The organism is Nocardiopsis lucentensis DSM 44048 (assembly GCF_000341125.1).
Taxonomy (GTDB): domain Bacteria; phylum Actinomycetota; class Actinomycetes; order Streptosporangiales; family Streptosporangiaceae; genus Nocardiopsis; species Nocardiopsis lucentensis.
On record NZ_ANBC01000258.1, the window covers coordinates 20,106 to 28,661 of the forward strand.

At 70.3% G+C, this 8,556-nt stretch carries 6 protein-coding genes; 4 read left to right on the forward strand and 2 right to left on the reverse strand.

Annotation, left to right across the window (positions count from 1 at the left end; all coding sequences use genetic code 11):
• Nucleotides 1-101: 101 nt before the first annotated feature.
• The 4 genes from D471_RS0108850 (at nucleotide 102) to D471_RS0108865 (ending at nucleotide 4,987) form a co-directional block, all read left to right on the forward strand.
• Entirely contained in the window at nucleotides 102-1,301 is a 1,200-nt protein-coding gene (locus D471_RS0108850; RefSeq protein ID WP_026127547.1) for a thiolase family protein, read from the forward strand.
• Nucleotides 1,298-3,391, forward strand: coding sequence for a 3-hydroxyacyl-CoA dehydrogenase NAD-binding domain-containing protein (locus D471_RS0108855; RefSeq protein ID WP_017598291.1), 2,094 nt, complete (start codon nucleotides 1,298-1,300; stop codon nucleotides 3,389-3,391). Before D471_RS0108850 ends, D471_RS0108855 begins: the two co-directional genes overlap by 4 nt.
• 150 nt (nucleotides 3,392-3,541) lie before the next feature.
• Nucleotides 3,542-4,402 (forward strand): serpin family protein, encoded by an 861-nt coding sequence (locus D471_RS0108860; RefSeq protein WP_026127548.1) that lies wholly within the window; start codon nucleotides 3,542-3,544, stop codon nucleotides 4,400-4,402.
• A gap of 120 nt (nucleotides 4,403-4,522) precedes the next feature.
• Entirely contained in the window at nucleotides 4,523-4,987 is a 465-nt protein-coding gene (locus D471_RS0108865) for a MarR family winged helix-turn-helix transcriptional regulator (RefSeq protein WP_026127549.1), read from the forward strand.
• Here the strand turns inward: D471_RS0108865 and D471_RS0108870 are convergent.
• Nucleotides 4,984-7,200, reverse strand: a complete 2,217-nt coding sequence (locus D471_RS0108870; RefSeq protein ID WP_017598294.1) for an MMPL family transporter — start codon at nucleotides 7,198-7,200, stop codon at nucleotides 4,984-4,986. The two genes, D471_RS0108865 and D471_RS0108870, sit on opposite strands and share 4 nt — an antisense overlap.
• A 174-nt stretch (nucleotides 7,201-7,374) precedes the next feature.
• Nucleotides 7,375-8,556: MMPL family transporter (locus D471_RS33595; protein WP_017598295.1), on the reverse strand; the 1,182-nt coding region annotated here is incomplete at its 5' end.

Consider the following 8,556-nt stretch of genomic DNA (forward strand, 5'->3'; position numbering starts at 1 on the left):
CGCCTTCGACGTCATGCTCCCCTGGCGCTCGCGTTATTTGTTACTGGCGAGTAGCATGAGCTTGACAAGTCCGTCCCACCGCCTGAGAAGGAGGGCCCATCGTGCCGCGAACCGCACGCGATGTCGTGTTTGTCGACGGGGTCCGCACCCCGTTCGGCAAGTCTGGCAAGGGCCTCTACGCCGAGACGCGTGCCGACGACATGGTCGTCCGCGTCATCCGCGAGCTGCTGCGCCGCAACCCGGGTCTGCCGCCGGAGCGCGTCGACGAGGTCGCCATCGCCGCCACCACCCAGATCGGCGACCAGGGCCTGACCATCGGCCGCAGCGCCGCCATCCTTGCCGGGCTGCCGCAGAGCGTCCCCGGCTACGCCATCGACCGTATGTGCGCCGGTGCGCTCACGGCCGTCACCACCTCTGGCGCGGGGATCTCCTTCGGCGCCTACGACGTGGTGATCGCCGGCGGTGTCGAGCACATGGGCCGCCACCCCATGGGTGAGGGCGTCGACCCCAACCCCCGTTTCCTCTCCGAGAAGCTGGTCGACCCGTCGGCCCTCGTCATGGGCAACACCGCGGAGAACCTCCACGACCGCTACCCGACCATCACCAAGGAGCGCGCCGACGCCTACGCGGTGCGCAGCCAGGAGAAGGTCGCCAAGGCCTACGCCGACGGCAAGATCCAGCAGGACCTCGTCGAGATGGTCGTCCGCTCCCTGGAGAAGGGTTGGGGCCTGGCCACCGAGGACGAGCCGCCCCGGCCCGGCACGACCATGGAGTCGCTCGCCGGTCTCAAGACGCCGTTCCGCTCCCACGGCAACGTGACGCCCGGTAACGCCGCCGGCCTCAACGACGGCGCCACCGGCGCACTGCTCGCCGCCGAGGACGTCGCCGCCGAGCTCGGCCTGGACGCGCGCATGCGCCTGGTCGACTTCTCCTTCGCCGGCGTCGACCCGGCGGTCATGGGCGTCGGCCCCGTCCCCGCCACGGAGAAGCTGTTCGCGCGCCAGGGCATCTCGATCGACGACATCGGCATCATCGAGATCAACGAGGCCTTCGCCGTCCAGGTGCTCGCCTTCCTGGAGCACTTCGGCGTCGCCGACGACGACGCCCGCGTCAACCCGTGGGGCGGCGCGATCGCGGTCGGCCACCCGCTCGCCTCCTCCGGCGTGCGCCTGATGATGCAGCTCGCGCGCCAGTTCGCCGAGCGCCCCGACGTCCGCTACGGCCTGACCACCATGTGCGTCGGCCTGGGCATGGGCGGGACCATCCTGTGGGAGAACACCAACTACGAGGGGGGCAAGTGAGCACCGCGATCGAGCAGGCAAGGGAACTCTTCAGCTCCGAGATCGTCACCAACGCGATCTCCCGTGACGTCCAGCTCCCCTACGGCGCGGGCACCGCGGTGCTGATCACCCTGGACAACGGGCACGACCACACCAAGCCGAACACCTTCGGCCCCGGTGGTCTGATGAGCCTGGACGCCGCGATCGAGGCCGCCAGGGCGCGCACCGACATCGTGGCCGTGGCCGTCACCGGCAAGCCGTTCATCTTCGCCGTCGGCGCCGACCTGACCGGCGTGCCCGCGCTCCAGAACCGCGAGCAGGCGCACGCCATCGGCAAGCTCGGGCACGACGTGTTCCGCAAGCTCGGCGAGCTGGACGTACCGACGTTCGCGCTGGTCAACGGCGCTGCCATGGGTGGCGGCGTCGAGGTCGCGCTGCACTGCACCTACCGCACCGTATCCTCGGGCGTCCCGGCGTTCGCGCTTCCCGAGGCCTTCCTGGGCCTCGTCCCGGGCTGGGGCGGCACCTACCTGCTGCCGAACCTGATCGGCGCCGAGAAGGCCCTGAAGCTGATCGTCGACAACCCGCTCGCCCAGAACAAGATGATCAAGGGCAAGCAGGTCTTCGAGATGGGCATCGCCGACGCCATCTTCGAGCCCGCGGACTTCGTCGAGGAGTCGCTGCGCTGGGCGGCCAAGGTCGTCAAGGGCGACGTCGAGGTCGAGCGCCCCGAGGTCGACAAGGGCGAGGCCTGGGACAACGCGGTCAACATGGCCCGGTTCGTCGTCGAGGGCAAGCTGCACGGCGCCGCCCCGGCCCCGGCCCGCGCGATCGAGCTGGTCGCCGAGGCCAAGAACCGCACGCGCGACGAGGGCTTCGCCGCCGAGGACGACGCGCTCGCCGACCTCATCATGAGCGAGGAGCTCAAGTCCGGCCTGTACGCGTTCGACCTGGTGCAAAAGCGCGCCAAGCGGCCCGCGGGCGCGCCGGACAAGCAGCTGGCGCGCAAGGTCACCAAGGTCGGCGTCGTGGGCGCCGGTCTGATGGCCGGGCAGCTGGCGCTGCTGTTCGCCCGCCGCCTGGACGTTCCGGTCGTCATGACCGACCTGGACCAGGAGCGCCTCGACAAGGGCGTGGCCTACGTCCACGGCGAGGTCGACAAGCTCCTGAAGAAGGGCCGGGTCAGCCAGGACAAGGCCAACCGCCTCAAGGGCCTGGTGTCCGGTTCGCTGACCAAGGACGCCTTCTCCGACGCCGACTTCGTGATCGAGGCCGTCTTCGAGAAGATGGAGGTCAAGCAGCAGGTGTTCGCCGAGGTGGAGGCCGTGGTCTCCCCGGAGGCGATCCTGGCCACCAACACCTCCTCGCTGTCGATCAACGAGATGGCGGCCAAGCTCCAGCACCCCGAGCGGGTCGTGGGCTTCCACTTCTTCAACCCGGTCGCCGTCCTGCCGCTGCTGGAGATCATCCGCGGCGAGAAGACCGACGACGCCGCGCTGGCCACGGCCTTCGCCACGGCCAAGAAGCTGAAGAAGACCGCGGTGCTGTGCAAGGACGCCCCCGCGTTCGTCGTCAACCGCCTGCTCACCCTGTTCATGGGCGAGGTCCTGGCGGCTGTCGAGGAGGGCACCGAGCCCGAGGTCGCCGACCGCGCGGTCGCGCCCCTGGGCCTGCCGATGTCGCCGCTGATGCTCCTCCAGCTGGTGGGTCCGGCGGTGGCGCTGCACGTGTCCGAGACGCTGCACGAGGCCTTCCCGGAGCGCTTCGCGGTGTCCCAGCAGCTGGCCGAGGTGGTCAAGGCCGGCAAGACCCAGATCTTCGCGCCGGACCTCACCATCGACCCGGAGGTGAAGGAGCTGCTCAGCGGCGGGACCAACCCGTCCGAGGAGAGCGCCATCCTGGACCGGGCGCTGCGCGCGCTGGCCCGGGAGGTCCGGATCATGCTGGACGAGGGTGTCGTGGCCGAGCCCGCCGACATCGACCTGTGCCTGATCACGGGCGCTGGCTGGCCGTTCCACACCGGTGGTATCACGCCGTACCTGGACCGCTCGGGCGTGTCCGAGGCCGTGAACGGCAAGCCGTTCCACGAAGGCGCGCTCAAGGCGCTCTGACGGTCGTAGGACCCTGGACGGACCCCGCGGGCCCGGTCGCCGAGAGGCGGCCGGGCCCGTTCTTTCGTGCCATTTCCGCACGAAACCGAATTCCTGAATAATTCTATCACCCATTCACACTTATCAGTAACCCTGTGTAATATCTGGTGCGTGGCAATCTCCCCAGAACACCAGATCTACGCGGAGTTGTTCTCCGACTCCCCCGACATGGCCGTGGAGTTCCTGCGCGAGCGCGGTGTCCGCGTCCCGGACTACGAGCGCAGCGAGGTCACGTCCTGCGACCTCGGGCACGTCGACCCGGTCGAGCGCCGCTCCGACGTCGCGATCATGCTGCGCGGCGAGGGTCCCGACGGCCCCCTCGACTCACTCATGGGCGTCATCGTGGAGGTGCAGCGAGACGAGAAGGAGCGCAAGCGCTTCACCTGGCCCGAGTACGTGGCATGCCTGCGGTCCCGGCACGAGTGCCCGGTCACCCTGTTGGTGATCTGCCCTCGTCAGCCGGTGGCCGACTGGTACGCCGACCCGATCCCGCTCGGCCACCCCGGCTTCGTCCTGCACCCGCTCGTGGTCGGGCCGAAGGACATCCCGGTGGTCACCGACCCGGCCACCGTCGCCGCCTCCCCCACCCTGGGGGTGCTGTCGGCGGCGGCACACGGGGCCACCAAGAAGGACGTCCTGGACGCCCTGCACACCGGACTCGACAAGATCGACCCGGAGAAGGCGGCGAAGTACATTGGGTACTCGCTCCACCTGCTCGACGACACCGACGGACAGAAAGCACTGGAGAAGCTCATGATGGCGGACACGTTCGAGTACACCAGCGCCTGGACCGAGAGCCTCCGGGCCGAGGGCGAGGCGAAGGCGATCCTGCGCTTCCTCTCCAAGCACGGTGTCGAGGTTCCCGAGGAAGCGCGTGAGCGCATCAGCCGGTGCCAGGACGCGGACACCCTCGACACCTGGTTGGAAAGGGCGATGACCGCGACTACGATCGACGAGCTCTTCGACGAGTAGCGAAGTCCCGGTGGGCCCGGCTCCCCTCTGGGACGCCGGGCCCGTCCGCGCGTCCGCCACCGATCGCTCCGCATTCCCTATGATCGTGTGCACCGACGATCGAGCTGGTGAGGGTGACCGATGACGGAGAATGCGGCCGGGTGGGACACCCCCATGTGGAACACCACCGGCTTCCGGTTGATCAAGCTCGGGGAACTGGCGCAGGCCACGACCGCGCGGATCTTCGAGCCGCTGGGGATCAGCGCCCGCCAGTTCCACGTCCTCGCGGCGGCCGACTCCATGGCCGCCCCCTCGCAGAAGGAGCTGAGCCGGGTCCTGGGTATCGACCCCAACGTCATGGTCGGCCTCATCGACGACCTGGAGGAACAGGGGCTGGTCGCCCGGGAGCGCAACCCGCGTGACCGCCGCCGGTACATCGTCACGCCGACCGAGCGGGCGCGGCGACACCTGGACGAGGCGCGCGAGGCCGTCTCCCGCGCCGAGGCCGAACTGTTCGCCCCCCTGGCCGCGGAGGAGGTGCGGGCGCTGCACGACCTGTCCGGCCGTCTGCTCACCACGCACCCCCGCGTCACCAAGGACGCTTAGTCGGACAGGCCGAACCGGGCATGGAACCGCGCCAGCGGCGCGGGCGCCCACCAGTTGGCGCGCCCGGCCAGGCGGGTGAACACCGGCACCAGCACGCCTCGGATCAGGGTGGCGTCCACCAGGATCACCGTCGCCATGCCGATCGCCAGCATCTTCAGGTACAGCACGTCGGAGAACGCGTACGTGGCGAAGGACGCCGCCAGGATCACCGCGGCCGCCGTGACCAGCGGACCGCTGCGCTGCAGACCGGCCGCCACGGCCGCGGTGGTGTCACCGGTACGGTCGTACTCCTCCTTGATCCGCGACATCATGAACACCTCGTAGTCCATGGACAGCCCGAAGGCGACGCAGAACATCAGGATCGGGAAGCTGACCTCCAGGGTCCCGTCGGCTGTGAAGCCCAGGGCCCCGGACAGATTCCCCTCCTGGAAGATCCAGACCATCACCCCGAACATCACCGCCAGACTCAGCACGTTGAGCACGATCGCCTTGGCCGGGAGCAGGATGCTTCCCGTCATCAGGAACAGGATGACGAAGGTGACCGCGAGGACGAGCCCGAACACCAGCGGAACGCGGTCGAGGAGCGCCTCACGGAAGTCCGTGAGGTCGGCCGGATAGCCACCGATCCGCGCCTCCCCGGGCGCCGGGACCGCTCGGATCCGCTCGATCAGGTCTGCGGTGTCGTCCAGGGCCCCGGCCTCGGGGACGGCGGAGAACCAGGTCTCCTCGGAGGATCCGAACCGGTCGGCGGCCCCGGGCTCGGGCGCCAGGATCCGTTCCCCGTCGGCGTAGCGCCCGGTGAGCGCGTCCACCTGGTACACACCCTCGACTCGTGAGAGGTCTGCGGCGTAGGCGTCGACGACCTCCTCGTCACCGCTCGGCAGGTCCACCAGGACCTGGACGGCGTCCATCTCCTCGTAGGAGAAACCAGCCTCGATCCGGTCCTGGACGTCGCGGCTGGAGACACCCTCGGGCAGGACCCGGGCGTCGGGCAGGCCGAAGTTCAGTCCGAGCGCGGGAGCGGCCAGCAGCAGGACCGCCGCCAGGGCGGGCACCCCGTACATCAGAGGGCGGCGCGCCATCCGCAGCGAGAGCCCGTGCCAGAACCCCGCGTCCGGCCCGGGCTCGCGGCGGGGGCGGACACGGTGGCCGAGCAGGGACAGAGCCGCGGGCAGGACCACCAGCGCGGCGAACACGGAGGTCGCCACGGTCGCCACACCGGCGTAGGCGAAGGACCGGAGGAAGGGGAAGGGGAAGAGCAGCAGGCACGACAGGGCCACCGCGACCGTCGCCCCGCTGAACGCCACGGTGCGCCCGGCCCTGGCCACGGATGTGGCGACCGCGTCCGCGACGGCGCTCCCCCGCGCCAGCTCCTCGCGAAAGCGCGTGATGACGAACAGGCCGTAGTCCACCCCCAGCCCGATCCCCATCACCAGGCTCAGGTTGGCGGCGAACGTGGACACCTCGGCCAGGTACGTGACCCCGCGCAGGACGGCCAGGGCGAGGACGACCGCGTACACCCCCGCGCCCAGCGTCAGGGCCGCCACCGACACCCGCCGGTAGAGGGCCAGCAGGAGCGCGAACACCAGGGGCAGGATGATCGCCTCGGCGAGGAGGAAGTCGGCGCGCGCCTGTTCAGCAGCCTGACGGAAGATCTCGTCCCCTCCGCCGACCTCGGCGCGGATGGTCCCGTCGTCGCGCGCGAGGCCCGGTGAGAGGTCGGCCAGCGCCGTCCGGGCTTCGGTGACGCTTCCGTTCATGCGGACGGTGATCAGGGCCTGGGACCCGTCGTCGGAGCGCATGGCCGGTGAACCGCCGCGCGACCAGTAGGAGGCGGCCTCCGCCACGGCGGGGTGGTTGTCCAGTTCCGCCTCCAGGTCGCTGGCGGCCTCGGCGACCTCGGGGTCGTCCACCGACCCGGAGCGCGCGGTCACCAGGACCAGGAAGTGGTGTTTCCCCTCGCCGAACGTCCGTTCGAGTTCCCGTTCGACCCGCAGGGACTCCGACCCGGGACTCTCGAACCGGCTGAGCAGCAGCCGTTCCATGGCGCCGGGGGCCAGGAGCAGGCCGATGGCCCCGAGGAGGGCCGCCGCGAGGAGCACGCGCCGGGGGTGGCGCGCGATCACGGCGCCGAGCCCGCCCAGCGGTCCGGCGCCGTTCGGTGGAGAGGCGTCCTGGGGCGCGCGGAGAGCTGTGGTCGGTGGTGTGGCCATGGTGTCCGCCTTCCGGTGCCGGGGGTCCGCGTCGGCACAAACGATAGATAATTCATACGATCGATGAAAAAGATAGTATGAACTACATATGATTTTCCACCGGTATCGCGCACACGACGAGGGGCCGCCCCTTCTGGGACGGCCCCTGTTCTCGGCTTCGGTGTCGCCGTGGCCCTACACGCGCTCGGGCACCCGCAGCGGCTCGGTCGGGGCCGCGGGTGCCTCTCCGTCGTCCTCGGCGCCGCCCTCGGAGATGCCCACCCGGTCGTGCAGCCAGCGCAGCGGGCGCGGCAGCCACCAGTTGAGGTCGCCGAGCAGCCGCATGGTCGCGGGCACCATCACCGCCCGGACCAGGCTGGCGTCCACCACCACGGCGATGGCCAGGCCGACGCCGATGATCTTCAGGAAGAGCAGGCCCGAGGTGCCCATGGCCAGCAGGACGACCACGAGCAGGAGCGCGGCGCTCGTGATGATGCGCGCCGTGCGCTGCAGGCCCGTCGCGACCGCGTGCGTGTTGTCCCCCGCCCTGAGGTACTCCTCCCGCACCCGGCTGAGCAGGAACAGCTCGTAGTCCATCGCCAGGCCGAAGGAGACGATGGTGATGAGCACCAGGTAGGTCGGGTCGATGGTGCCCACGGCGTCGAAACCCAGCAGCCCGCCGAACGCGCCCTCCTGGAAGCCCAGGACCACCACGCCCAGAGAGGCGCCGAGCGACAGCGCGCCCATGAGCACGGCCTTGATCGGCAGCACCACGGAGCCGAAGGCGAGGAAGAGCAGGACCAGGGTGGCCGTGGCGACGAAGACGACGGTCGTGGGGGCCGCGTCGACGATCGCCGTGACGTTGTCCAGTTGCCGGGCGGCCACCCCGCCCACCAGGGCCTCCTCGGCACCCTCGGGCAGCGGTTCGGCCCGGATGTCGCGCACCAGCCGCCCGGTCTCCGGGGCGTCGATCGCCCCCTCGTAGGCGACCAGCACGTGCGCGACGTCCTCACCGGTGCGCTCGACGCGGGAGAGCGCGACCCTGGACGACAGTCCCCCCAACCGTTCGGCGTACTCGGTCAGGTCGTCTTCCGCGACCTGACCGACGACGGCCACGTGCAACCGCCCCAGCCCACCGGCGGGGAAGTCCTCCTCCAGCGCCTCGGTGGCGATCCGGCTGGAGGCGTCCTCGGGCAGGTAGCGCTGATCCGTGGAACCCAGCTCGGTCGCCCACAGCCCCGAGCTCAAGACCAGCAGCACACCGCCGACCGCGACCAGGGACACCGCCGGGCCGCGCATCACCGTGCGGGCCAGACGCGCCCACGCGCCGGCCCCGTCGCGGACCGCCCCGGTGACGGTACGGGTCGGCAGGGGCAG